This is a genomic window from Streptomyces sp. LHD-70 (assembly GCF_031157275.1).
In the GTDB taxonomy this organism is placed as follows: Bacteria; Actinomycetota; Actinomycetes; order Streptomycetales; family Streptomycetaceae; genus Streptomyces.
On the sequence record NZ_JAVIFW010000003.1, the window covers coordinates 289,180 to 313,292 of the forward strand.

21 protein-coding genes are annotated in these 24,113 nt (G+C 71.8%); 8 read left to right on the forward strand and 13 right to left on the reverse strand.

Annotated elements, in window-relative coordinates; genetic code table 11:
- Positions 1-74 precede the first annotated feature (74 nt).
- The 5 genes from paaK to RCO28_RS09400 all read right to left on the reverse strand — a co-directional run bounded on the left by paaK (position 75) and on the right by RCO28_RS09400 (position 5,885).
- Complete coding sequence (gene paaK / locus RCO28_RS09380; protein WP_308940533.1) at positions 75-1,367, reverse strand: phenylacetate--CoA ligase PaaK; 1,293 nt, start codon at positions 1,365-1,367, stop codon at positions 75-77.
- A 135-nt stretch (positions 1,368-1,502) separates the two neighbouring features.
- Entirely contained in the window at positions 1,503-2,279 is a 777-nt protein-coding gene (locus tag RCO28_RS09385; RefSeq protein WP_308940534.1) for a polysaccharide deacetylase family protein, read from the reverse strand.
- A gap of 168 nt (positions 2,280-2,447) precedes the next feature.
- Positions 2,448-2,807 carry a hypothetical protein gene (locus tag RCO28_RS09390; protein WP_308940535.1) on the reverse strand — a complete coding sequence of 120 codons (360 nt, stop codon included), beginning with the start codon at positions 2,805-2,807 and terminating at the stop codon, positions 2,448-2,450.
- Between the two features lie 122 nt (positions 2,808-2,929).
- Positions 2,930-3,994: a glycoside hydrolase family 5 protein gene (locus tag RCO28_RS09395; protein ID WP_308940536.1), complete on the reverse strand. Its 1,065-nt coding sequence runs from the start codon at positions 3,992-3,994 to the stop codon at positions 2,930-2,932.
- Between the two features lie 265 nt (positions 3,995-4,259).
- Positions 4,260-5,885 (reverse strand): acyl-CoA synthetase, encoded by a 1,626-nt coding sequence (locus RCO28_RS09400; protein WP_308940537.1) that lies wholly within the window; start codon positions 5,883-5,885, stop codon positions 4,260-4,262.
- A gap of 167 nt (positions 5,886-6,052) precedes the next feature.
- On the opposite strand from RCO28_RS09400, the gene RCO28_RS09405 reads away from it, so the two are divergent.
- From RCO28_RS09405 to RCO28_RS09425, 5 genes are all read left to right on the forward strand, one after another.
- On the forward strand, positions 6,053-6,862 hold the full coding sequence (locus tag RCO28_RS09405; protein ID WP_308940538.1) for a crotonase/enoyl-CoA hydratase family protein: 810 nt from the start codon (positions 6,053-6,055) through the stop codon (positions 6,860-6,862).
- A 19-nt stretch (positions 6,863-6,881) separates the two neighbouring features.
- Positions 6,882-7,826, forward strand: coding sequence for an OB-fold domain-containing protein (locus RCO28_RS09410; RefSeq protein WP_308940539.1), 945 nt, complete (start codon positions 6,882-6,884; stop codon positions 7,824-7,826).
- On the forward strand, positions 7,827-8,891 hold the full coding sequence (locus RCO28_RS09415; RefSeq protein WP_308940540.1) for a thiolase domain-containing protein: 1,065 nt from the start codon (positions 7,827-7,829) through the stop codon (positions 8,889-8,891).
- A complete protein-coding gene (locus RCO28_RS09420; protein WP_308940541.1) occupies positions 8,888-10,063 on the forward strand; it encodes a thiolase domain-containing protein in 1,176 nt (391 codons plus the stop codon). Before RCO28_RS09415 ends, RCO28_RS09420 begins: the two co-directional genes overlap by 4 nt.
- A 117-nt stretch (positions 10,064-10,180) precedes the next feature.
- On the forward strand, positions 10,181-10,423 hold the full coding sequence (locus RCO28_RS09425; protein ID WP_308940542.1) for a DUF397 domain-containing protein: 243 nt from the start codon (positions 10,181-10,183) through the stop codon (positions 10,421-10,423).
- Between the two features lie 94 nt (positions 10,424-10,517).
- Here the strand turns inward: RCO28_RS09425 and RCO28_RS09430 are convergent, their stop codons facing one another.
- The 3 genes from RCO28_RS09430 to RCO28_RS09440 form a co-directional block, all read right to left on the reverse strand.
- Positions 10,518-11,546 (reverse strand): NAD(P)-dependent oxidoreductase, encoded by a 1,029-nt coding sequence (locus RCO28_RS09430; RefSeq protein ID WP_308940543.1) that lies wholly within the window; start codon positions 11,544-11,546, stop codon positions 10,518-10,520.
- Positions 11,543-12,712: a lactate 2-monooxygenase gene (locus RCO28_RS09435; protein ID WP_308940544.1), complete on the reverse strand. Its 1,170-nt coding sequence runs from the start codon at positions 12,710-12,712 to the stop codon at positions 11,543-11,545. Before RCO28_RS09435 ends, RCO28_RS09430 begins: the two co-directional genes overlap by 4 nt.
- Positions 12,713-12,845: 133 nt before the next feature.
- Positions 12,846-13,196 carry a hypothetical protein gene (locus tag RCO28_RS09440; RefSeq protein ID WP_308940545.1) on the reverse strand — a complete coding sequence of 117 codons (351 nt, stop codon included), beginning with the start codon at positions 13,194-13,196 and terminating at the stop codon, positions 12,846-12,848.
- A gap of 155 nt (positions 13,197-13,351) precedes the next feature.
- Here RCO28_RS09440 and RCO28_RS09445 point away from each other — a divergent pair, with 155 nt between their 5' ends.
- The gene (locus RCO28_RS09445; protein ID WP_308940741.1) at positions 13,352-15,235 is read left to right on the forward strand and encodes an NAD-binding protein; all 1,884 of its coding nucleotides are present in this window, start codon (positions 13,352-13,354) and stop codon (positions 15,233-15,235) included.
- A 131-nt stretch (positions 15,236-15,366) separates the two neighbouring features.
- Positions 15,367-16,818 (forward strand): aldehyde dehydrogenase family protein, encoded by a 1,452-nt coding sequence (locus RCO28_RS09450; protein WP_308940546.1) that lies wholly within the window; start codon positions 15,367-15,369, stop codon positions 16,816-16,818.
- A 192-nt stretch (positions 16,819-17,010) separates the two neighbouring features.
- Here RCO28_RS09450 and RCO28_RS09455 read toward each other — a convergent pair whose 3' ends face one another.
- From RCO28_RS09455 to phnA, 3 genes are all read right to left on the reverse strand, one after another.
- Positions 17,011-18,144, reverse strand: a complete 1,134-nt coding sequence (locus tag RCO28_RS09455) for a TIGR03364 family FAD-dependent oxidoreductase (protein ID WP_308940547.1) — start codon at positions 18,142-18,144, stop codon at positions 17,011-17,013.
- A 72-nt stretch (positions 18,145-18,216) separates the two neighbouring features.
- A complete protein-coding gene (locus RCO28_RS09460) occupies positions 18,217-19,587 on the reverse strand; it encodes an MFS transporter (RefSeq protein ID WP_308940548.1) in 1,371 nt (456 codons plus the stop codon).
- 104 nt (positions 19,588-19,691) lie between these two features.
- On the reverse strand, positions 19,692-20,939 hold the full coding sequence (gene phnA / locus RCO28_RS09465; protein WP_308940549.1) for a phosphonoacetate hydrolase: 1,248 nt from the start codon (positions 20,937-20,939) through the stop codon (positions 19,692-19,694).
- A 248-nt stretch (positions 20,940-21,187) separates the two neighbouring features.
- Here phnA and RCO28_RS09470 point away from each other — a divergent pair, with 248 nt between their 5' ends.
- Positions 21,188-22,099: a LysR family transcriptional regulator gene (locus RCO28_RS09470; protein ID WP_308940550.1), complete on the forward strand. Its 912-nt coding sequence runs from the start codon at positions 21,188-21,190 to the stop codon at positions 22,097-22,099.
- A 20-nt stretch (positions 22,100-22,119) separates the two neighbouring features.
- Here RCO28_RS09470 and RCO28_RS09475 read toward each other — a convergent pair whose 3' ends face one another.
- A complete protein-coding gene (locus RCO28_RS09475; protein ID WP_308940551.1) occupies positions 22,120-22,839 on the reverse strand; it encodes a carbon-nitrogen hydrolase family protein in 720 nt (239 codons plus the stop codon).
- A gap of 43 nt (positions 22,840-22,882) precedes the next feature.
- Positions 22,883-24,085: a helix-turn-helix domain-containing protein gene (locus tag RCO28_RS09480; protein ID WP_308940552.1), complete on the reverse strand. Its 1,203-nt coding sequence runs from the start codon at positions 24,083-24,085 to the stop codon at positions 22,883-22,885.
- Between the last annotated feature and the right edge of the window lie 28 nt (positions 24,086-24,113).

Genomic DNA, 24,113 nt, shown 5'->3' on the forward strand with positions numbered 1-24,113 from the left:
CCCATGGTCGCGTACGGGGGTCACTTCGGCCGTTCGTCCACGATCCGATCCGCCGGGACTTCGTACGGGCGGGGTCACTTCGGCCGCTCGTCCACGATCCGCCGGAACTTCCCGACCGACCGCTCCAGCGTCTCCGGGTCCACGATCTCCACGGCCACCGAGACACCCACCCCGTCCTTCACCGCCGCCGCGATCGAGCGCGCCGCCTCCGCCCGCTGCTCGGGGCTCGCCTGCGCACGGGCCTCCGCGCGGACCGTCAGGGCGTCGAGCCGGCCCTCGCGGGTCAGACGGAGCTGGAAGTGCGGGGCGACGCCCGGGGTGCGCAGGACGATCTCCTCGACCTGGGTGGGGAAGAGGTTCACCCCGCGCAGGATCACCATGTCGTCGCTGCGGCCCGTGATCTTCTCCATGCGGCGGAACGACGGGCGGGCCGTGCCCGGCAGGAGGCGGGTCAAGTCCCTGGTCCGGTAACGGATCACGGGCATCGCCTCCTTGCTGAGCGAGGTGAAGACCAGCTCGCCCTGTTCGCCCTCGGGCAGCACCTCGCCGGTCAGCGGGTCGACGACCTCAGGGTAGAAGTGGTCCTCCCAGATGTGCAGGCCGTCCTTGGTCTCCACGCACTCCTGCGCGACGCCGGGGCCCATGACCTCCGACAGGCCGTAGATGTCCACCGCGTCGATCGCGAAGCGCTCCTCGATCTCCCGGCGCATCTGCTCGGTCCACGGCTCGGCGCCGAAGATGCCCACTTTCAGGGATGTGGAGCGCGGGTCGACGCCCTGGCGCTCGAACTCGTCGAGCAGCGTCAGCATGTACGAGGGCGTCACCATGATGATCTCGGGGCGGAAGTCCTGGATCAGCTGGACCTGCCGGGCCGTCATGCCGCCGGACGCGGGCACGACCGTACAGCCGAGCCGTTCCGCGCCGTAGTGCGCGCCGAGGCCGCCCGTGAACAGGCCGTATCCGTAGGCGACATGGACGATGTGGCCCGGTCTGCCGCCCGCCGCGCGGATCGAGCGGGCCACGACGTCCGCCCAGACGTCGAGGTCACGGTCCGTGTACCCGACCACCGTCGGGCGGCCCGTCGTACCGCTGGAGGCGTGGATGCGGCGCACCCGGTCGCGGTCCACGGCGAACATGCCGAAGGGGTAGTTGTCCCGCAGGTCGGCCTTCGTGGTGAACGGGAAGCGGGCCAGGTCGTCCAGGGAGCGGCAGTCCTCGGGGCGCAGGCCGGCCTGGTCGAAGGCGGCGCGGTAGAACGGGACGTTCTCGTACGCGTGCCGCAGGGTGGCGCGCAGCCGCTCCAGCTGGAGGCTGCGCAGGCCGTCCGGGCCGAGCTGCTCCGCCGCGTCGAGTTCCGCTGCCGTCATCGCGCTTCTCCGTCCCACAGCCATTACGGTCAATCGGCCTGAATCGGACGACCGATCATTCGGTTGCTCTGCTGGGGTTCAGTTATCCAGGGGGTGGGCGGGGGCGTCAAGACGTGTGACGTGATCTTCGTGCGGTCAGACGTAATCCTCGATACGGGCCACCGCGAAGCCCTGCTCGGTGATCGTCCGCAGCAGCTCCACGGTGACCTCGGTGAGAGTCCTGTCGCCGAGTCGTTCGGGCGGGAAGAAGTGGAAGAGGACGATCTCGCCGGGGCGGAGCCGGTCGGTGCCGTTGTCGTAGCGCAGGCCGTCGGGCTGCATGTTGACGCCCCACATCACGGAGGCGCGCAGCCCGCAGTCGGCGACGGCGCGCAGGGTGGTGGGGTCGTAGTGGCCGCGCGGCGGACGGAAGAGGGTGGGCCGCTCGCCGAACTCCCCCTGGAGCCGCTCCTGTTGACCGCAGATCTCGGCCCGCTGGCGTGCGTACGGCAGTCCGGCGAGGCTCGGGTGGGTGAGGGTGTGGTTCTGTACGCGGTTGCCGCCGCGCCGCAGCCGGTCGAAGTAGCCGTAGTCGTCACCGGCCATGGAGTCGGTGAGGAACATGCTGAACGGCACCCGGAGTTGCCGCATCAGGTGGGCGAACTCCGGGTCCTTCGCGATGCCGTCGTCGATGGTGAGGAACACGACGCGGTCGCGGGTCGGCACGCGGTCGAGCACGGGGGCCGACCCGTGGGCGGGCGGGAGCGCGGGCTTCTCGCGCGGTGGCGGCGGGGGGTCGAGGAGGCGGGGGAGTGCGGGCCGGGTCGAGGGCGCGGGCCGCCCCCGCTCCGGGGTGCCTGGGTCCGTGCCCTCGCCTGCGCAGCCGCCCGCGAGGAGGGCGGTGGCGAGCAGCGGGGCGATGCCCCGAAGCACTGCTGCCGCCCGCCGCACCGGTCTCGCTCCCGTTCCTGTTCCGGTTCCTGTTCTCGTTCCCGTTCCCGTTCCCGTTCCGTACGCTCCCACGTACGGACCCTGCCACCGCTTGGGCCGCAGCTGGGTGAGCGGCAGGTGAACTTACGGTTCCGGGGCTTCGCGGCGCGGTCAGCCCATGAACGCGAGGACGGCCACGGTGAGCAGCAGGACGGAGACCGGGGCGACGACGGAGCAGAGGACGCGGCGGTGGGACAGGCCCGGGTGGCGGACCAGGGCCCAGGCGATCCACAGCAGGCAGAAGGGCACGAGCAGCCCGTAGCGGAAGATCCCGATGGGTAGCGAGGCGGGCGAGCCCGAGTGGTCCTCGACCGCGGAGGCGCCGAGGACCACGAGGAAGTGCGCGAAGAATGCCAGCGGCAGTGTGACGGCCGTGGAGAGCAGTGGGCCCACCCAGGCGAGACCGATGCGGGTGTCGGCGGCGTCGGGGCCCAGTGCAGGGGCGGCGGCTTGGGGCTGGGAGTTGCTCATACCTTCATTCAACCCGCTCGCGGCCGCGGCCACATGAGTCGTCGTACTCAGAAACCAGGGGCCGCGGCCCGGGAGGTCCGCCCCCACGAGCGCACCTCCCGGGCCGTGTCGTGCGCGGAGCCTCAGCCCTTGACGCGGTCCCGGATCCAGATGCCCGCCTCCTTGAGGACGTCCGTGCCCGTCCACTGGTCGCCGGAGCAGGTGCCGGGCTTGAAGACCGCGCCCGAGCGGTCGTCGTCGGAGTAGTTCCAGTTGGTCCAGGAGATGCCCTTCTCCGCCATCAGGTCGATGTACTTCTGGGCCATGGTGAAGTCGTTCGCGCCCTCGCCCGCCGAGTTCTGGGTGCCGAACTCCGTGACGAACATGGGGAGTTCGTCGGCGGCGCGGGACAGCGTGCGCAGGTACTCGTCGCCGTGCGAGGCCGCGTAGAAGTGGAAGGTGTACATGATGTTCTCCGCGTCGACCGGGTTGTCGATCACCTCCCGCTCGTCGCCGTCCTCCGAGACGCCGAGTGAGGACCAGGCGCGGGTGCCGACGAGGGCCACGCCGTCCGGGTCGTGCTGCCGGATCACCGGGATGACCTCCTCCGCGTACGACTTGATCTCCGCCCAGGAGACCCCGCTGGGCTCGTTGGCGATCTCGTAGAAGACGTTGGGCTGGTCCTTGTACTTCGAGGCCATGTCCGTGAAGAACCGCTTCGCCGAATCGGTGTTGGCGTTCGGGTCGCCAGGGTTGAGCTGGTGCCAGTCGATGACGGCGTACATGCCGCGCTCGATGGCCTGGTCGACGACGCGCTGGGCGAGCTGCGTGAACTTCGCCGGGTCGGTCTCGTAGCCGCCCTCCTGTACGTACGTCGAGACGCGCAGCACGTCGGCGCCCCAGTCCTGGGCGAGCGCGTCGAGGGAGCCGTCGGTGAGGCACTGCGCGTACCACTGCGTGCCGTGCGAGCTCATGCCCCTGAGCTGGACGGCCTTGCCCTGCGCGTTGCACAACTTCTCGCCACAGACGCTGAGTTGACCGTTGCGCGCGACGGCGGAACCGGCCGGGGCGGTGGCGTCGGGCGTCGATCCTGCGGTACCGGCGCCGGCGCTGAACTGGGAGGCGAGGGTGAGGAGCAGTGCGCCCGAGAGGGCGGCTCCGAGGGCCGCCTTCGCGGGGCGCCTGCGGGTGGGGGAGTGCTTGGCCATGGCGGTGTGCCTCCTGAGGGGGCGTCCGGTGGGGGGTGGGCCGCGCTGTTCCGTGGGGGTGGCAGGTGGCGGGAAAGTTAGGGATGTTTCCCAGGGGAGTCAAGGGGTTAGGAAAGTTTCCTTACGATTAGGGGCTGCGGGCAGGCCGCCCCACATCGCCCCGCGCAAGTGCAGGGGGACCCCCAACTCAAACGCCGGAGGGGCTGATTTCTCAGCCCCTCCGGCGAATCAGGAGGCCCGTCCGGCAGGAACGCCCCCAGCGGCCTCAGCCCCGCCCATCCGCCTCCGCCGCCACCGCCTTCGCCCACCGGTAGTCCGCCTTGCCGCTGGGTGACCTCTGGATGTGGTCGGTCACGACGAGTTGCCGGGGGATCTTGTAGCCCGCGACATGGGTGCGGCAGTGGGTCTGGATGGCCTCAAGGGTCAACTGCGCCGCGCCCGCCCGTAGTTGGACCACCGCCGCGACATGGTTGCCCCACTTCTCATCCGGCACCCCCGCCACCAGCGCGTCGTACACATCCGGGTGCGACTTCAGTGCCTGCTCGACTTCCTCCGGATAGACCTTCTCGCCCCCGGAGTTGATGCACTGCGAGCCACGGCCGAGCACCGTGACGATGCCGGCCTCGTCGACGGTCGCCATGTCGCCGAGCAGCACCCAGCGCTCGCCGCCCTTCTGGAAGAACGTCTCGGCGGTCTTCTTCTCGTCGTTGTAGTAGCCGAGCGGCACGTGACCCCGCTGCGCGAGGCGCCCCGGCTCGCCCACGGCCACCGGCTCGTACGTGACCGGGTCGACCACCCGCGTACGCGCGTTGACCTCCAGGCGGAACCCCTTCTCGGGGCCGGAGTCGTCCGTCGCCTTGCCGTTGGAGCCGGACTCGGACGAGCCGAAGTTGTTCAGGAGCAGCACGTTCGGTACGAGGGCCTGGAACTCGGCGCGCACCGTCTCCGACATGATCGCGCCCGACGAGGAGACGCTGAACAGCGACGACATGTCGGTGCCCTTGCAGGGGCCGTTCAGCGCGTCGATGAGCGGGCGCAGCATCGCGTCGCCGACGAGCGAGACGCTGGACACCCGCTCCTTCTCGATCGTACGGAGCACCTCTTCGGGCGCGTACTTGCGGTGGATCACCACGCGCTGGCCGTAGTTGAACGCGATGAACGAGGTGAGCGTGGACGTGCCGTGCATCAGCGGGGGAGTGGGGAAGAAGGTGATGCCGCTGCCGCCCGCCGCGACCTTCTCGGCGAGCTCCTCGGGGCGCGAGACCGGCTCGCCCGCCGGGTCGCCGCCGAACAGGCCCGCGAAGAACAGGTCCTCCTGGCGCCACATCACGCCCTTCGGCATGCCGGTGGTGCCGCCGGTGTAGATGATGAACAGGTCGTCGGCGGAGCGGGGCCCGAAGCCCCGCTCGGGCGAGCCGCTCGCCTCGGCCCGTGCGAACGGCACGGCGTCCAGTTCGGGTGCGCCCGCCGGGACCGTACCCACCCGCACGAGGTGGCGGAGCTTGTCGGTGCGCGGCGCGGCGGCCGCCACGCGCTCGGTGAACTCGGCGTCGAAGACGAGCGCGGCGAGGTCGGCGTCCCGGTAGAGGTAGATCAACTCCTCTTCCACATAGCGGTAGTTGATGTTCACTGGGACGATCCGGGCCTTGAGGCAGGCGAGCACGGTCTGCAGATACTCGACCCCGTTGTAGAGGTGCAGGCCCAGCTGCTCGCCGGGGCGGATGCCGCTGTCGACGAGGTGGTGGGCGAGGCGGTTGGCGGCCGCGTCGAGTTCCGCGTAGGTGAGGCGGCGTTCCGAGCCGGTGCCGGGGTGGTCGACGTAGACGAGCGCCTCGCGGTCGGGCACCACGTCGACGACGGACTCGAACAGGTCGGCAAGGTTGTACTCCACCGCTCCTCCTGACCCCGGAAATTGTTGGCTCGGCCGTCATTAGAGCGTCGCCCGGCACAACTGGGAAGGGGTGCCGTCAAGAAATCTGACTGGCTGTCAGAAAGCTATTGAACTGGGACCCGTGCTCCTGCAACCTGTTCTAGGTCTGAGACGGGAGGACCCAACCCATGGGACCAAGTGGTGGGACGGAACACCTGGACGTACGGCGCGAAGGCGCCACTCTGGTGCTCACACTCAACAGGCCCGAAGCCAAGAACGCGCTCTCGCTGCCCCTGCTCGTCGGGCTCCACGACGGCTGGGTCGAGGCCGACGCGGACGACGGGATCCGCTCCGTCGTCCTCACCGGCGCGGGCGGCGACTTCTGCGCCGGAATGGACCTCAAGGCCCTCGCGGGCCAGGGCATGGCGGGCGAGCAGTACCGGGACCGACTCAAGGCCGACCCCGACCTGCACTGGAAGGCGATGCTCCGGCACCATCGCCCGCGCAAACCCGTCATCGCCGCCGTCGAGGGGCACTGTGTCGCCGGCGGCACCGAGATCCTCCAGGGCACCGACATCCGCGTCGCCGGGGAGTCCGCCACCTTCGGGCTCTTCGAGGTCAAGCGCGGCCTGTTCCCCATCGGCGGCTCGACGGTGCGGCTGCAGCGGCAGATTCCCCGTACGCACGCGCTGGAGATGCTGCTCACCGGCAGGCCGTACAGCGCCGCCGAGGCCGCGTCCATCGGGCTGATCGGCCAGGTCGTGCCCGACGGCAGCGCGCTTGAGGCGGCCCTCGCGATCGCCGAGCAGATCAACGCCTGCGGTCCGCTCGCCGTGGAGGCGGTCAAGGCGTCCGTGTACGAGACCGCCGAGATGACCGAGACGGACGGGCTGAGGTCCGAACTGGAGCGCGGCTGGCCGGTGTTCGCGACCGAGGACGCCAAAGAAGGTGCCAAGGCCTTCGCGGAGAAGCGGCCCCCCGTCTACCGGCGAGCCTGACACCCTAAGGAGTACGAGCGTGCCCGAAGTCCTCAAAGCCCCCCTCATCGTCGAATTCCCCTTCACCCGCTCCCTCGGCCCCGTCCAGAGCGCCTTCCTCACCGGACTGCGCGAGCGGACCGTGCTCGGGGTGCGGACCAGTGCGGGGAAGGTGCTCGTCCCGCCCGTCGAGTACGACCCGGTGACCGCCGAGGAGATACGCGACCTCGTCGAGGTCGGCGCCACCGGCACCGTCACCACCTGGGCCTGGAACCACGAACCGCGCCCCGGCCAGCCGCTCGACACCCCCTTCGCCTGGGTCCTGGTCGAACTCGACGGCGCCGACACCGCCCTCCTGCACGCCCTCGACGCCGAAGGCCCCGACAACGTCCGCACCGGGATGCGCGTCCGGGTCCGCTGGGCCGCCGAACGTGCCGGCACCATCAACGACATCGCCTGCTTCGAGCCGTACGACGGTGAAGCGGAGGCTCAACCTCAGCCGCACAGCGGGGAGTTCGAGGACGCCGTCACCGGAATCGTCGCGCCCGCGCGGCTCGACTACACCTACTCGCCGGGGCGCGCCCAGACCGGCTACATCAACGCGCTCGCCGAGCGACGCGCCGTCGGCGAGCGCTGCCCCTCCTGCCGGAAGGTGTACGTGCCGCCGCGCGGAGCCTGCCCCACCTGCGGCGTCGCCACGAACGAACAGGTCGAGACCGGTCCCGCCGGGACGGTCACCACGTACTGCATCGTCAACATCAAGGCGAAGAATCTCGACATCGAAGTCCCGTACGTCTACGCCCATATCGCCCTCGACGGCGCCGACCTGGCCCTGCACGGCCGCATCGCCGGGATCCCGTACGACCAGGTCCGGATGGGGCTCAGGGTCGAGCCGGTGTGGCGGGAGGGCGGGCGCTATCCCGATCACTACCGGCCCACCGGTGAGCCCGACGCCGACTACGAGACGTACAAGGAGCTGATCTAGATGGCCGCCGCAGGGCCCCTGAGGGACGTCGCGATCGTCGCCTTCGGGCAGAGCGACCACACCCGCACCAGCGACGAGCACTCCGAGGTGGAGATGCTCATGCCCGTCCTGCACGACGTCCTCGCCCGAACCGGCCTGAAGACCAGCGACATCGGCTTCACCTGCTCGGGATCGTCCGACTACCTCGCGGGCCGCGCCTTCTCCTTCACCATGGCCCTCGACGGCGTCGGCGCCTGGCCGCCGATCTCCGAGTCCCACGTCGAGATGGACGGCGCCTGGGCGCTCTACGAGGCCTGGGTGAAGATCCTCACCGGCGAGGTCGACACCGCACTCGTCTACTCGTACGGAAAGTCCTCACCCGGCTCCGTGCGCGACGTCCTCACCCGGCAGCTCGACCCGTACTACGTGGCCCCGCTCTGGCCCGACTCCGTCGCGCTCGCCGCGCTCCAGGCGCAGGCGCTGATCGACGCGGGGGAGACGGACGAGGTCGCGCTCGCCGGGGTCGCCGCCCGCAGCCGGGAGTCCGCCCTTGCCAACTCCCATGCCCAGGTGCGCGGTGCGCGCCCGCAGGGGGACTATCTCGTACGGCCGCTGCGCACCGGGGATGTGCCGCCCGTCGGGGACGGCGCGGCCGCCGTGATCCTCGCGGCCGGGAACCGGGCCCGTGAGCTGTGCGAGCGGCCCGCCTGGATCCGGGGCATGGACCACCGCATCGAGGCGCACTCGCTGGGCGTGCGCGACCTCACGGATTCGCCGTCTGCCCGCCTGGCCGCCGAGAAGGCAGGCGCCTTCCAACGCCCTGTCGACACGGCCGAGTTGCACGCCCCGTTCACCTCCCAGGAGGTCGTCCTGCGCAAGGCCCTCGGGCTCGGGGACGAGGTGGTGGTGAACCCCTCGGGCGGCGCCCTCGCCGCCAACCCCATGATGGCCGCCGGGCTCATCCGGCTCGGTGAGGCCGCCGCCCGCATCCAGCGCGGCGAGTCCGACCGCGCCCTCGCCCACGCCACCTCCGGGCCGTGCCTGCAACAGAACCTGGTCGCCGTACTCGAGGGGGAGGCGCGATGAGCGTGTCGTCGAAAGAACCCGTGGCCGTCGTCGGCGTCGGCCAGACCAAGCACGTCGCGTCCCGCAAGGACGTCTCCATCGCCGGACTCGTCCGCGAGGCCGCCCAACAGGCCCTGGAAAACGCCGAGTTGACGTGGGCCGACATCGACGCCGTCGTCATCGGCAAGGCGCCCGACTTCTTCGAGGGCGTCATGATGCCGGAGCTGTACCTCGCCGACGCGCTCGGCGCCGTCGGCAAACCCATGCTCCGCGTGCACACCGCCGGTTCCGTCGGCGGCTCCACCGCGCTCGTCGCCGCGGGCCTCGTCGCCGCCCGCGTGCACGGCACCGTACTCACCCTCGCCTTCGAGAAGCAGTCCGAGTCCAACGCCATGTGGGGGCTCTCGCTGCCCGTGCCGTTCCAGCAGCCGCTGCTCGCCGGGGCGGGCGGCTTCTTCGCCCCGCACGTGCGCGCGTACATGCGGCGTACCGGCGCCCCGGACACGGTCGGCTCGCTCGTCGCGTACAAGGACCGCCGCAACGCCCTGAAGAACCCGTACGCGCACCTGCACGAGCAGGACATCACCCTGGAGAAGGTGCAGGCGTCCCCGATGCTGTGGGACCCGATCCGCTACTCGGAGACCTGCCCGTCCTCCGACGGGGCCTGCGCGATGATCCTCACCGACCGTGCGGGCGCGGCCCGTTCACCCCGGCCGCCCGCCTGGATGCACGGCGGCGCCATGCGCAGCGAACCCACCATGTTCGCCGGGAAGGACTTCGTCTCGCCCCAGGCCGGCAAGGACTGCGCCGCCGACGTCTACCGGCAGGCGGGCGTCAGCGACCCGCGCCGCGAGATCGACGCCGTCGAGATGTACGTGCCGTTCTCCTGGTACGAGCCGATGTGGCTGGAGAACCTCGGCTTCGCCGCCGAGGGCGAGGGCTGGAAACTCACCGAGTCCGGCGTCACCGAACTCGACGGAGACCTTCCGGTCAACATGTCCGGCGGCGTCCTCTCCACCAACCCCATCGGCGCCTCCGGCATGATCCGCTTCGCCGAGGCGGCCCTGCAGGTGCGCGGCCTGGCGGGCGAGCACCAGGTCGACGGGGCCCGCAAGGCACTTGGGCACGCGTACGGCGGCGGCTCGCAGTTCTTCGCGATGTGGCTGGTGGGGGCGGAACCGCCGACGAGTTGAGCGGGGGCCGTACGGGACAGGTCCGGCCAGGGTCCTCCTCCCGTGGCCTGTCCGGCGCCCGCGCCGCTCGCTAGGCTGGGCGCGGACCGAACGGGCAGTACCGGGAGGAGCACGGACGTGGCCGAGAGCACCACCGCCCAGCAGACCTTTGCGAGTTGGCAGAAGCCCGACCTCGATCTCAGCGACGCCGCCTGGCAGTCCAGCAGTCAGGGACGCGGTGACGTACAGATCGCCTTCGTCGAGGGCTTCATCGCGATGCGCAACGGCGGCAGTCCGGACAGCCCGTCCCTGATCTTCACGCCCGCGGAGTGGCGGGCCTTCGTGATCGGCGCGCGCGAGGGCGAGTTCGACCTCACCTGAGGTCGCCCCCGCCGGGGCTCCGCCCCGGACCCCGTTGAAGGGGCGGGGTGGGGGAAAACCCTGCGGGACCCGGGAGACCAGGGAGCAACACCCCCTAGTTCACGACATCCTGTGGCCGCTTGCCCTCCAAGTACGCCGCCACATTCTGCGCCGCCGCGATCGCGATGCGTACGACCGTCTCCCGGGTCACGCCGCCGACGTGCGGGGAGAGCACCACGTTCGGCGCGCGCAGCAGGCGCAGGGTCACCGGAGGGGGCTCCGGGTCGAAGACGTCGAGGCCCGCGCCCGCGAGCGCACCGGACTCCAGGGCGTCCGCCAGCGCCTCCTGGTCGATCAGCGCGCCGCGCGCCGTGTTCACGACGAACGCCGTGGGCTTGAGGAGAGCCAGGCGCTCCGCGGAGAGGAGGCCCCGGGTGGCGTCGGTGAGCGGAGCGTGCAGGCTCACGTAGTCCGACATGCGCAGCAGCTCGTCCAGGTCCACGTGCCGGGCGCCGAGCCGCTCCTCGACAGCGGGTTCCGCGCGGCGGCGGCCCGCGTACACCACGTCCATCGAGAACGCGCGGCCCCTGAGCGCCACTTCCTGCCCGATCTGCCCGAGGCCGACGATCCCGAGGGTCTTGCCGGACAGTTCGGTCAGGGACGGCTTCAGGCGGGGCAGCGCCCAGTCGCCCTCGGCCAGCGCGGTGTGCGCCGGGACCAGCTGCTTGGCGAGGGCCAGCATCAGCGCGAAGGTCTGCTCGGCGACGTTCTGCTTCTCCGCGCCGCTCGAACCGATCGTGCACACCGGTATGCCGCGGCTGCGTGCCGCCGCCGTGTCCACGTAGTCGAAGCCGTGGCTGGAGCATTGCACCAGCTCCAACTCCGGTGCGGCGGCGAGGTGTTCGGCCGTCACCGGGGCCAGCGCGGTGATCAGCACGCGGGCGGTGCGCAGTGCCCGCGGGTCCTCGTCGACGGACTCGACGACCGTGACCTTCGCCGGGGGCGGCAGCAGGGCCGCGAACCCGGTCCCGGCCGCGCGCCCGCCGACGTGCGCGGGGACGACGGCGAGGACGTGCTGCTCCCCGGCGGCTGCGGATGAGGCGGTTGCGTCGGTTGTGTCGGTTGAGTCGGTTGCGTCGGTCATGCGGTCTCCGTCTCCAGATCGTCCGCCGACACCGTGCCCGGCGCGGCGTGCCCGGTCAGGGCGAGGGTGAGGTCCAGCTCCGCGAGCAGGCAGCGGATCACGTGCTCGACACCGGCCTGACCGTCGAGGCCGAGCCCGTACGCGTACGGCCGCCCCACGAGCACCGCCTGCGCGCCGAGCGCCAGGGCCTTGAACACGTCGTCCCCGGTGCGTACGCCGCTGTCGAACAGCACGGTCAGCCGGTCGCCGACCGCCTCGGCCACGCGCGGCAGGGCGTCGGCCGCGGCGACCGAACCCGCCACCTGGCGGCCGCCGTGGTTCGAGACCACCACGCCGTCCATGCCCGCGTCCGCCGCGAGCCGTGCGTCGTCCGGGTGCAGGATGCCCTTCAGGACGATCGGGCCGTCCCAGTTCTCCCGCAGGAACGCCAGGTCGGGCCAGGTCTTCGCCGGGTCCGAGAACATGCCCACGAAGTGCATGACCGCCGCGTTCGGGTCCTCGTGCACCGGCTTGGCCAGACCGGCCTGGAACGCCGGGTCGGTGAAGTAGTTCGCGGTGCCCACACCGTGCAGGAACGGCAGGTACGCCTGGTCCAGATCGCGCGGCCGCCAGGCGAGCAGCGGGGTGTCGAGCGTGACGAGCAGGGCCGTGAACCCGGAGGCCTTCGCACGGTCGAGGAAGCTCTTCGTCACCTCCCGGTCCTTGGCCCAGTACAGCTGGAACCACCGCTCCGCGTCGCCCATCGCCTCCGCGACCTGCTCCATCGGCGTGCTCGACGCCGAGGACAGCACGAACGGGACGCCCTGCGCGGCCGCCGCCCGCGCCGCGGCGGACTCCGCGTCCGGGTGCATGATCGACAGGACGCCCACGGGCGCCAGCGCGAGCGGCGCGGGCAGCGAACGCCCCAACACCTCGACGGACAGGTCGCGTTCATGGACGTCCCGCAGCATCCGCGGCACGATCCGGCGCCGCTCCAGGGCCGCCCGGTTCGCCGCGGCGGTGCTGCCGCTGCCCGCGCTGCCCGCCACGTAGCCGACGGGCCCGGGCCCGAGCCGCCGCTCGACCAGCTCTTCCAGGCGCGTCAGATCCGTGGGCAGCCGGGGCACGGCCCCCGTCATGCCGTTCAGGTAGATCTCGTACTGAAAGTCCGCCCAGTGCTGCGCCATCCGAACTCCCGCCTCCCGGGTCGTGTGTCCCGCGTCGTGCGTGCTCCGGGAGATCTTGGCACGGAGTGCCGGGCGGGAAGTAGGGCCGGGCCGCAGGGATTTCCGTGGCCGGGGCGGGTGGTCCAGGCGCTCATCAGCGGGAGCGGCGCGCCACCCGGCGGCGCAGCCCCCGCAACAGCCCGCGCCGCGACCGCACCCGCCGCGGGAGCCGCCCCCCGGCACCGGTGGGCCCCGCCGGGCGGGCCACGGGCCGCCACTCCTCGTCCGGCGAGAGCAGCGGACTCTTCCGCCGCGCCTGCGCCTGCACCTCCACATGCGCCTCGTACGACGTCACCTTGAACGCCTCGTCGTACGCGGCCATCGCGGCACTCACCCCACCGCCCGCCGCACCCCGCCGCCGCACATGCACCGCGAGCCAGCCGCAACCGGCGAGGACGGCCAGCATGCCGAGCGCGATCAGGAGCAGGGGCAGGGCTTCACTCATGACGTCGAGGGTACGGGGGCGACCCGTACGCCGTACGAGAACTTCCACGCCGAAGATCGCCAAGGCTTGGAACCGCGACCGCCTCTCGGGCACTCTTGCCTTCCGTGTCATCCGTACCGCAGCAGCAGACCCAGTCAACTTCCGCCGCGCCCCGCATGGTTGTGTGCGGCGACGACGCGCTCGGCCAGCGGCTCGCCGAGGAGATCCGCGAGGTCTACGGGCAGCAGGTGACCCTTGTCGTGCCGACCAGCGGGGACAGACGGGGCCAGCCGCTGTCGGTGCGCACCCGGGCCAGCACCTTCTTCGGACGGTTCACCGCCGCCGTGGGCCGGGCGGCGGGCAACACCGCTGACGACGACGAGCCCGCCGACCACTCCGCGGGACCTCTCATCGAGGCATCCGAGCTGACCGACGAAGTCCTCCTGGAAGCGGGCATCGCGCAGGCCGAGGCGCTCGCCCTCGTCAACGACGACGACGAACTCAACATCAGGGCCGCCCTCACCGCCCGCCGCCTCAACCCGCACCTGCGCCTCGTCATCCGGCTCTTCAACCGCAAGCTCGGCCAGCACCTCGCCGAACTCCTCGACCAGGCCAGCGCGTTGGCGTCCCCGGACCTCGACACCGCCCACGCCACCACCACCGTCCTGTCCGACGCCGACACGGCGGCGCCCGCACTCGCCGCCACCGCCATCGCCGCCACCAGCAAGGTCGTCGAGGTCGACGGACTGCTCCTGCGCGCCGCCGAGCGCGCCCCCACCCGCAGCGGACAGCGCGCCGACGGCGGACTGTGCACCCTGGCCCTCCTCTCACCCCCCGACGACGCCCCGGGACGGCGGGGCGGGGGCGCCGTGGAGTGCGAGCTGCTGCCCGACGACGAGGCCGTGGCCGCCGCCGCCGGACGCGGCACCGTCGTCCTGGAGACCGTCGAGTACAACGGGCCCGAAGCCGCCCCGCGCCGGGTGCGCGGTGTGCCCATCGGCCAACTGTTCTCCCGGCGTCTGCGCTGGACCGTCGCGGGCCTGTTCGTCTGCGCGCTCGCCCTCGCCGTGGCCACCTGGCTGACGCAGGAGTACAGCCCGCTGCACGCCACCTACGTCACCGTGCTCGACATGTTCGCCATGGGCGACCCCGCCGAGGACGAGCCGCGCAGCCGCCGCGTGCTCCAACTGCTCTCCGGATTCGCCGGGTTGCTGCTCCTGCCCGTGCTGCTCGCCGCCGCACTCGAAGCCTTCGGCACGTTCCGTACGGCGTCCTCGCTGCGCCGCCCGCCGCGCCGGCTCTCCGGGCACGTGGTGCTGCTCGGCCTCGGCAAGATCGGCACCCGTGTCCTCGCGCGGCTCTTCGAGCTCGGCATCCCCGTCGTCTGCGTCGAGGAGGACCCGGAGGCCCGCGGCGTCGACCTCGCGCGGCGGCTGCGGGTCCCCGTCGTCCTCGGCGACGTCACCCAGGAAGGCGTCCTGGAGGCCGCCAAGATCAAGCGCGCCCGCACCCTGCTCGCCCTGACCAGCATCGACAGCACCAACATCGAAGCGGCCCTGTACGCCCGCTCGGTGAAGTCCGACGTGAAGGTGTCGCTGCGGCTTTACGACGACGAGTTCGCCACCGTCGTCAACCGTACGCTGCGCTCGGCCCACCCCAACTCCCAGACGCTGAGCCGCAGTTGCACCCATCTCGCGGCGCCCGCCTTCGCCAGCGCCATGATGGGGCGGCAGAACCTCGGCTCCCTCTCCGTGGAACGCCAGGTGCTGCTGTTCGCCGCCGTGAACGTCGCGGGCCATCCGCTGCTGGAGGGCTGCACCGTCGGGGAGTGCTTCCGGCCCGGCCGCTGGCGCGTGATCGGCCTCGACGCCGCCGACCCGGCCGAACGCCGCCCCGACCTCGCGGCCCCCCAGCAGGACGCCGAGGAACGCCCACCGGGCCTGGTCTGGAACCTGCACCCCGGGTACGTCCTGCGCTCAACGGACCGCGTCGTGGTCGCGGCGACGCGGCGGGGGCTCGCGGAGCTGGTGGGGCGGCGTCGGGTGGTGGGGGTTTCCTAGTGGAGGGGAAATAGCCCTGAGCTATCGCGGGCATTGGGCAATCACGCATTGTGGGCGCCCCGCACCTGGGCGAGCCTGACCGAGGCTGCCGGCGGCGTGTCGGCGCTGTCCAGCGAAGGGGAGGGCAACAAGTGGCACAGCACCTTCGGCTCAACTTCGTCGACGGGCGATGGGCCCCGGCGGAGTCGGGGCTCACCCGGGAGAACGTCAACCCGGCCGACTTCTCCGACGTACTCGGGGAGTTCGCCGAGTCCGGCGGCGTGGACACCGACCGGGCGGTGGACGCGGCGGCGGCCGCGCTCCCGGCCTGGCGTGCGCTCGGCCCGATCCGCCGGGCCGCCCACCTGACCGAGGCCGGACGGCTGCTCGCCGCGCGGGCCGAAGAGGTGGCCGCGGCCATCACGCGGGAACAGGGCAAGCTCCTCGCGGAGGCCCGCGGCGAGGTGCAACGGGCCCTTTCCGTACTGGAGTTCACGACCGGCCAGGCCCGGCGGCTCGGCGGTGTGACGGCACCCGCGGAGGACGAGCGCACCTTCGCGTACACGTTCCGCCGCCCCATCGGCGTCGTCGGCCTCGTGACGCCGTGGAACTTCCCACTCGCCATCCCGATGTGGAAGGTGGCGCCCGCGCTGCTCTCGGGCTGTACGGCGGTGCTCAAACCGTCGCCGCTCACCCCGCTCACGTCCGCGCTCCTGGTGGAGGTGTTCCAGCAGGCGGGCGTGCCGGACGGGGTGCTCAACCTCGTCCAGGGCGACGTGGCGGCCGGTGAGGCCCTGGTCGCCAACCCGGCCGTCGCCGGCATCAGCTTCACCGGCTCCCTCGGCGTCGGCACCGCCATCCACACCGGCGGCGCCCACCGACTCCTGCGTACCCAGCTGGAGTTGGGTGGCAAGAACGCGGTGGTCGTGTGCGACGACGCGGACCTGGACCGGGCCGTGGACGCGGTGGTGCACGGCGCCTTCGGGCAGGCGGGCCAGCGGTGCAGCGCGACCAGCCGGGCCGTCGTGGACGTCCGGGTACGGGACCGGTTCCTGGACCGCCTGGTGGCGCGGGTCGCGGGCCTGCGCGTGGGGCCGGGCGACGATCCGGCCTCGCAGCTCTGCCCGGTGGTGAACACCGTACGCAGGGACGCCGCGCTCGCCGCGATCGAGGGCGCGCAGCGCGACGGCGGCAAGGTGCTGTGCGGCGGCGGACCCGAGGTGCGGCCGGGGCTGCCGGAGGGCTGCTACGTCCAGCCGACGGTGATCCGGGACGTGCCCTGGGACAGCGAGCTGGCGCAGGAGGAGGTGTTCGGGCCGGTGCTCGCGGTCGTCGACGCGGATGGATTCGACGACGCGATCCGGATCGCCAACTCCGTCAAGTACGGGATGAGCGGCACTGTGTTCACGGCCTCGCAGGCGCGGGCGTTCGAGGCGGTGGAGCGGTTCGAGGCGGGCATGCTGCATGTGAACCGGGCCGGGGTCGGGGCGTATGCGCATCTGCCGCATACCGGGGCGAAGGCTTCGCAGTACGGGCCTCCGGAGTGCTCGCCGGAGGTCTTCGAGTTCTACACTGCGTGGCATTCGGCGTGTATCGGGTACTGAGGTACTGCTGCGCAGACGGAGGCCCGGCGGGGTGGTTCCCGCCGGGCCTCCTGCTTTTCCCCTCCCCGCCCCTTCCCGACTGTGTCGATATGCGGCTGGCGCCGCGTGGCTGCGGAGCTTCGGGGGCTCCGCCCCCGGACCCCCGCTCCTCAATCTCCCCCAGCTACCGCTGGGAGGTGCCCCCAGAGGGGCTCAATTTGCCACCACCTCCTCCGCCAACCCGAACGACAGCGTCATCCCCGCCCCGCCGACGCCGTTGACCACCGTCACGCCCGGCTCGGGGGACACCACCAGTTCCGTGCGGCCGTCGCGCAGGGACGGGTAGTAGCCGGTCCAGCGTTCGGTGACGCGGGGGTCGGGGAGGTCGGCGAACGTGCGCAGGTAGTCACGTACGGCCTCGTTGATGCCCTCGTCCTCGAAGGGGTCGTGCGTCGTGCCGTAGGCGTGGCTGTCGCCGATGGTCAGGCGGCCGTCGGCGGTCTGGGAGAGCAGGACGTGAATGCCGTGCTCGCGGTGGTGCGGCAACTCCTCGCCCATCCGCTCCGCGAGCGCCTCCCGCGCCGTGAGGCCGTCGAACGCCGCGTAGTGCAGCAGCGTCAGACCGCCGCACAGCATCGGGCCGAGCGGCCGGCCGCCGGGCTGCACCCCGGTGCGCATCATCTGCAGCTTGCAGCGCACCAGACCGCTGTCGGCGTACACCTCCGGGTAGAGCGTCGCGAAGTCGTTCCCGCTGCACACGAAGACCCGCCCGGCCCGCCACTCGCCGGCCGTGGTGGACACGGTCGGCAGGTCCACGGAGCGGACGGTCGTACCGAAGCGGATGTCGACGTCGTACTCCGAGACGAGGTGCTCCGCGACGGCGGGGAGCGCGAGCCGCGGGTCCACGTTGAGCTCGGTCGGGCTCCACATCGCCGCCAACAGCCCCTCGGGACGGGCCACATGGCTTCTCTCCAGGGCCTCACGGGGCGTCACCATGGTGACTCCCCGTTCACGGGCGGCGGGAGCGGAGGCGACGAACTCCTCCAGGACCGCCACCTCGTCGGGGCGGTGGGCCAGGTGCAGGGAGCCGCTCGGCTCGGCCCAAAGCCCGGTCTTGGCGGCTATGTCCAGCCAGATCTCCCGGCTGCGCAGGGCACGCCGGTAGATCGCGCCGCGCTGCTGCCCCACCGCCCAGATCATGCCGAAGTTGCGGATGGAGGCGCCCACGGCGAAGTCGTCCCGCTCGAAGACGACGACGCGTTCTCCGCGGCGGGCGGCGGCGAGGGCGTGCGCGAGTCCGACGATGCCCGCGCCGACGACGACGGTGTCGGCCTGGTTGACGCTCATGATGGGGAAACCTCTCTCAGTACGGACGGGTCCAACGAGGGGAGGAAGTGGGGGAGTCGGGGTCGGCGCGGCTCAACTCGCCGTGCGCGGGCGCCGGTTCCAGTGCGGCAGCATCAGCAGTCCGGCGAGGAGGGCGGCCCCCGCGAAGCCGGTGAACAGCACACCGCCGGAGAGGAACCCGGGCAGCAGCCCGCCCAGGATGGCCCCGACGGAACCGCAGCCGTTGACGAGCCCGGCGGCCGTGCCCGCGCCCTTGTCGGTGCCGAAGTCGACGGCCGCGACACAGGAGATCATCGAGTCGGCGGCGTACACGGTGAGCCCGATCACGGCGAGCACGGCGATCATCACGGGCACGCTGCCGGTGGCGGTGAGCGGCATGAACAGCGTGAGCGTCACCGTCAGCAGGCCCAGGGCGAGTACGCACGGCGGCACACGGCGGGAGCCGAACAGCTTGTCCGAGAGCCAGCCCACCACGATCGGGGCGAGAACTCCCGCGACGCCGAAGGAGATCGGGATGAGGACCGCGCCCACCTTGTCCACATCGGGCAGCCGCCGGCTGACGAGCACCGGGCCCCACAGCAGAATCGCGTAACGGGCGGGCTTGAGGAGGAAGTAGGCGGCGCCGAGCGTGAGCACCATCCGGTCGCGCAGCGTCTCCCGGTAGAGCGCGAGCCCGGTCCTGCGTGGCTCCGGCGGCTCGGCGGGTCCGGACTCCTCGGCGGATCCGGGCTTCTCGGCCGCGGCGACCGGCTGGTCGGGCTCCTCGGCCGCGGCGACCGGCTCGTCGGCCTCCGCTATCCCCGCGTCGTACGGGGAGTTCTTCTGCAGCAGCACGAACAGCAGCAGGACGACGGCGAGGGTCGCCGCGCCCGCGAAGAACGCGATCCGCCAGCTGTCGAACAGGGAGTAGGCGACCCAGCCGAGGAACGGCGGTGCGGCGAGCCCGCCGAAGGCGTAGTTGGTGCTCCACAAGCCGAGAACACGTCCCCGTTGGCGTACGGGGAAGAAGCTGCCCATGTTCTTGCACAGCGGCGCCCAGCCCGCGGACTGCGCGAGGCCCTGCACGACCATGGCGCCGCCGAAGACGAGCAGCGCACTGCTCACCCCCATCACACACGCGGCGACGATCGCGCCGACCATGCCGCCGATGACGACGACCCGCGGCCCGAACCGGTCGGCCCACATGCCCCACAGGAACTGGCCCACCGCGTACGCGGCGAGATAGACCGCGTCGATGACGCCGAGAACCTGCTCGGTGAGGACGCCGCCCAGCGCCGGGTCCTCCAGGATGCCGAGTTTGGCGACCGAGAAGGCCTGGCGTACGAAGTAGAAGCCCGCGTACGCGAGCCAGGTGACGGCGAAGATCCGCCAGCGCCAGCGAGTGGCTTCGGTGCTCCCCCTGTCGGTCCGTGAACTGCCTTGCAGTGGTGCGAGGTCGGCCATGGCGGTGTCCTGTCCCTCGTCCTCGGTGCCGATACGGATGCGTGGGGGGTGGTCGTTTCCTGGAGCAGCGGCGGGTCCCGCGCACGGGCGCGGGACCCGGTCGCTCAGGCGGCGGGCAGCGGTTCGCCCGCGGCGACGGCGGTGCCCACCCAGTACGCGTCGAAGTTCCGCAGCCGGTGTCCGGCGGGCAGGCCCTCGACGGGCGCGTTGACGAGGAACGGCACCTTCTGCTCGCTGAGTCCGCCGTGTGAGCGCAGCGGTTCGGTGAAGCCGGAGATGTCGTGCCGGGCCGGGGTGGTGCCGAGGGCCGTGTTGCGCTCGGCGATGACGACGAGGTCGCCGATCCGGTCGCCGGGCAGTTCGAACCGCCCGCAGGCCGCCTCGCGCGTCAACACCTCGTCCACGCCGTCGAGTCGGGCGAGCCCGGCGGCCACGACCTCCCGGTCCGCCGAGTCGGGCAGATGCACGGTCGCGTACGAGCCGAGCGCGCCGTGGTGCACGGTGTACGGGTCGGTGATGGGCAGCACGACCCGCGCGGCGCCCGGTTCGAGTCGGTCGTCCAGGGTGTCCTGGAGGAAGACGACGCGTGCGGCGCCCGCGCCGTCGGCCTTGGCGTTCATGCCGTGGTCGGCGGTGACGACGAGGACGGCGCCCAGGGCGTCGATGCGCTCGAAGTACTGGTCGAGCATGGCGTAGAAGTTGTTCGCGACGGGCGAGCCCGGCGCGTGCTTGTGCTGGATGTAGTCGGTGAGCGACAGGTACATCAGGTCGGGGCGGTCCTTGTCGAGGATGTCGGCCCCGGCTGCCATGACGAGTTCGCTCAGCTCGGCGCTGTACACGGACGGCAGCTCCATGCCCGTACGCTCCAGCACCTTGCCGATGCCGTTCTCCTCCTCGGTGGCCTGGTCGGCCTTCTCGGCGGAGAAGCAGATGCCGTCCTTCAGTCCGCTGCCGAGCAGCCGGCGCAGCTTGTCCTTCGCGGTGATGACGGCGACCTTCGCCCCGCGCTGCGAGAACGCCGCGAACAGCGTGGGCGCGCGCAGCAGTTCGGGGTCGTTCATCATGACCTCGGTGCCGGACGCGGTGTCGTAGAAGTAGTTGCCGCAGATGCCGTGCACGGCGGGCGGCACACCCGTCGCGATGGACAGGTTGTTGGGGTTGGTGAAGGACGGCATGGTGCAGTCGGCGCGCAGGTCGGCGCCGCCTCGCAGCATGCCTTCCAGGAACGGCATGCGGCCGTCCGCGATGGCCCGCTCGTGGTAGGCGTCCTCGCTGCCGTCGATGCACACGACGACTACGGGCCGGTGGGGCCGGTGGTAGTGGCGGCCGTTCACAGTCAGCGGCTCGGTCATGTACGGATCCACCCCTGAGGTCGAAGTCTCGCGGCCGGCCTCCTCGTTCACCGTGCCGCGTCTCCATGGGTAGCACCGGCGGCCGGGCCGGAAGAACCACCGGATTCGCTATGGCGGCCATAGCCCCCCGTTCCGAGAGCGGGCAGGTCCGGGGCCTCCCCGGCGGGCCGGGGGCGGGCTAGGCTCGGCGCCCGGTGATCGGCTGGAGTGGGCCGGGTGATCTACGAGAGCGTGGGGCGAGGGGGCGCGTGGAACTCAACCTCCACCGTTTGTGGATCTTCATGCAGGTCGTGGAGCACCAGGGCTTCTCCGCGGCGGCGCAGCGGCTCTACATGAGCCAGCCCTCCGTCTCCAACCAGGTGCGCAGGCTCGAACAGTCCCTGAAGGTCACCCTGATCGACCGCTCGGGCTCCCGCGCCCGGCCCACCGCCGAGGGCGAGGTGCTCGCCGAGTACGGCAAGCGCGTGTTCCTGCTCGCCGAGGAGGCGGTGGCGGCCGTGCAGCAGGTCAGCGGCCTCGCTTCGGGACGGCTCCTCGTGGGCGGTTCGACGACGGTCGGCACCTATCTGCTGCCGTCCCTCCTCGCCCGCTTCCAGGAGCGGCACCCCGGCATCGAGTGCGATGTGTTCGTCGGCAACAACGAGGCCGTGCTGGAACGGCTCCTGGCCGGTGACATCGGCGTCGCGGTCGTCGCGGGTGTGCCCACCGCCTCCCAACTCCTCACGGAGACCGTCCTCGACGAGCGCCTCGTCCTGGTCGCGTCCCCCGCACACCCCCTCGCCGGGCGCGCGGAGGTACGGCCGCAGGACCTCGCCGACTGCCGCTTCCTGCTCCGCGAACCGGGCTCGCAGACCAGGGTGCTGCAGGAACAGGCCCTCTCCGAATGGGAGTTGGACGCCGTGTCCCGCGGCGCGGTGTGGGGACCGGAGGCCGCGAAGCAGTGTGTGGCGGCGAGCCTGGGGATCGCGCTGATCTCCGAGCACGCGGTCGTCGACGACGTACGCGCGGGCACGCTGACAGTTCTCCCGGTCAGCCCGGCGCCCCGCCCCCGCCCGGTGAACCTGGTCCGCCGCCGCGACCGCCTGCTCTCCCCGGCGGAGCGCGCCTTCATCGACCTCCTCCGCTCGGCGGGGGGCTGGCCACGCGAACTGCCTGCTTAGGGCCTTAGGCCGCTAGGTTCCTAGGCCGCACCGGGTTCCACATCCGCCAGGACGACCATGGCCCGCTCGGCATCCGCCTGGACGAGCAGGCCGCCGCCCGGCGACCACAGCCCGGAGCGGCCGCAGCCGGTCCAGGGGCCCGCCGGGCCGACGTGGTTGGCGAGGACGACGTGCAGGCCGAACGCCTCGGCGATGCCGGGATACACCCTCGCCAGCTCCTCCACCCCGCCGCTCGTGCCGTACAGAGAGCTGGCGAGGAGCACCTGGCACCGGTCGGCGGCGACCCGGGAGAGGAGGGCGGAGAAGTGGTTGTCGAAGCAGGTGGCCAGGCCGAAACGCAGTCCGCCGAACTCGAACCGCCCGTCGTGCCGCCCCGCCACGAACGCTTCCTGCTCGTGCTCGAACAGATGCTGTTTCCGGTACGTGGTGAGCAGGTCGCCTTCCGGCCCGAAGACCAGTGTCTCGATGGCGGGCCGCTCCTCCTCGGTGGCCGCGACGCAGTTGACGACGATGCCGATGCCCGCCGCCCGAAGCGCGTCCAGGCGGGCGTCGTCCGGCCGGATCCAGAGGTCGCGCCGGGACAGTACGGCATCGAGCTCGTACCCGGTGAGGGCCAGCTCGGGGAAGACCACGAGCTCGGCGCCCCGCCCGCGGGCCTCTTCGGCGAGGCCGCCGAGCTGCTTCAGATTCCCCGTGAGGTCGGCAGGGGTGCAGGTGAGCTGGGCTGTCGCGATCTTCATGGAACCGCAGCATGCCAGTACGCCGCGTCGCCTCGGACACGGCCTAGGCCGGTTCGGGCCCGGGGCGGCGGGCCCGCAGGGCGACCGCGACGAGGGCCGCGTCGTCGGGGCGGCGTGGGTCGCGGCCGGTGAGTTCGTGGAAGCGGGCGAAGCGGTGCTGGACGGTGTTGCGGTGGCAGTAGAGGGCTTCGGCGGTCTCCGCGATGGAGCCGCTGCCTTCCAGGTGTGTCCGTACGGTCTCCAGGAGCCGGGCCGCCTCCGAGCGTGAGACGGCGGGGGCGTCCAGGCCGCCCAGGACGTCGTCGGCCAGATCGCGCGCGAAGTCGCCCGCGCGGTGGGCGAGTACGTCGAGCCAGCAGTCCTCCAGGAGGCGTGGTGCGTGCGCCTGAGGCGGCAGCACCTGTGCCGTGGCGATGGCGAGACCGGCGGCGCGGGGTACGGCGGCCAGGCCCGCCGCTTCGGGAGCGATCCCGCACGGCGAGTCCGCGAGCAGCTCGGTGACGCGCTCGCGGGTGGTCTGGCGGCCCAGTTGGACGACGAGCACCGCGTCGCCGCCCACCATCTGCTGCTGCACCGGAGCACCGGCGGCCCGCAGCGCCGTCGCCGCCTGGTGCAGCCCCGGCCCGGCCGCCGCGGACGACGCCGCGCACAGGAAACGGCCGTCCGCCGCGAACCCGAGGGCGAGCCCGGCGTCCCGTACGACCGTGGGGTTGTGGCCCTCGCTCTCCATCAGCCGCGCGAACCACATGCGCCGCTCGTCCGCCTCGCGTCGGCCCATCTCCAGGACCGTGCGCTGATAGGCCGTCATGATCCCCGTGACATGGCCTTCGACGGCTTCCCACACGTGGTAGGCGGAGCCGACGAGTTCGGTCATGTCGGCCGGTTCGGCCCGCCGTACGAGCGCTGCCCACACCACCCGGAAGTCGAGGCGCGCGGCTTCGAGGAGAGCGTCCAGGGGAACGCCCTGCAGAGCCCGGTTCTCGCCGACCCGGCGCGAGACGTCGGCGATGTGCGGCGGCACCGGCAGCTGAGCCACCGTGCGCAGGAGCAGCTCGAAGGCCTGCCACGCCGAGTCGCGGAACTGGGCGTCGGGCACCCGGTCCGCGTACGAGGACCGCACCGGGTGGACCATGTCCAGCCAGTCGCCGATGAGCCCGTCGATGTTGTCCAGGCACTGCCCCGCCAGCTCGGCGATCCGGGGCGAGGGTGCGGGGAGCGTGGGGTCCGGCCCCGGGGAATTGTGCATGTGCCCAATTCTGGGGGCCGTACGGGTG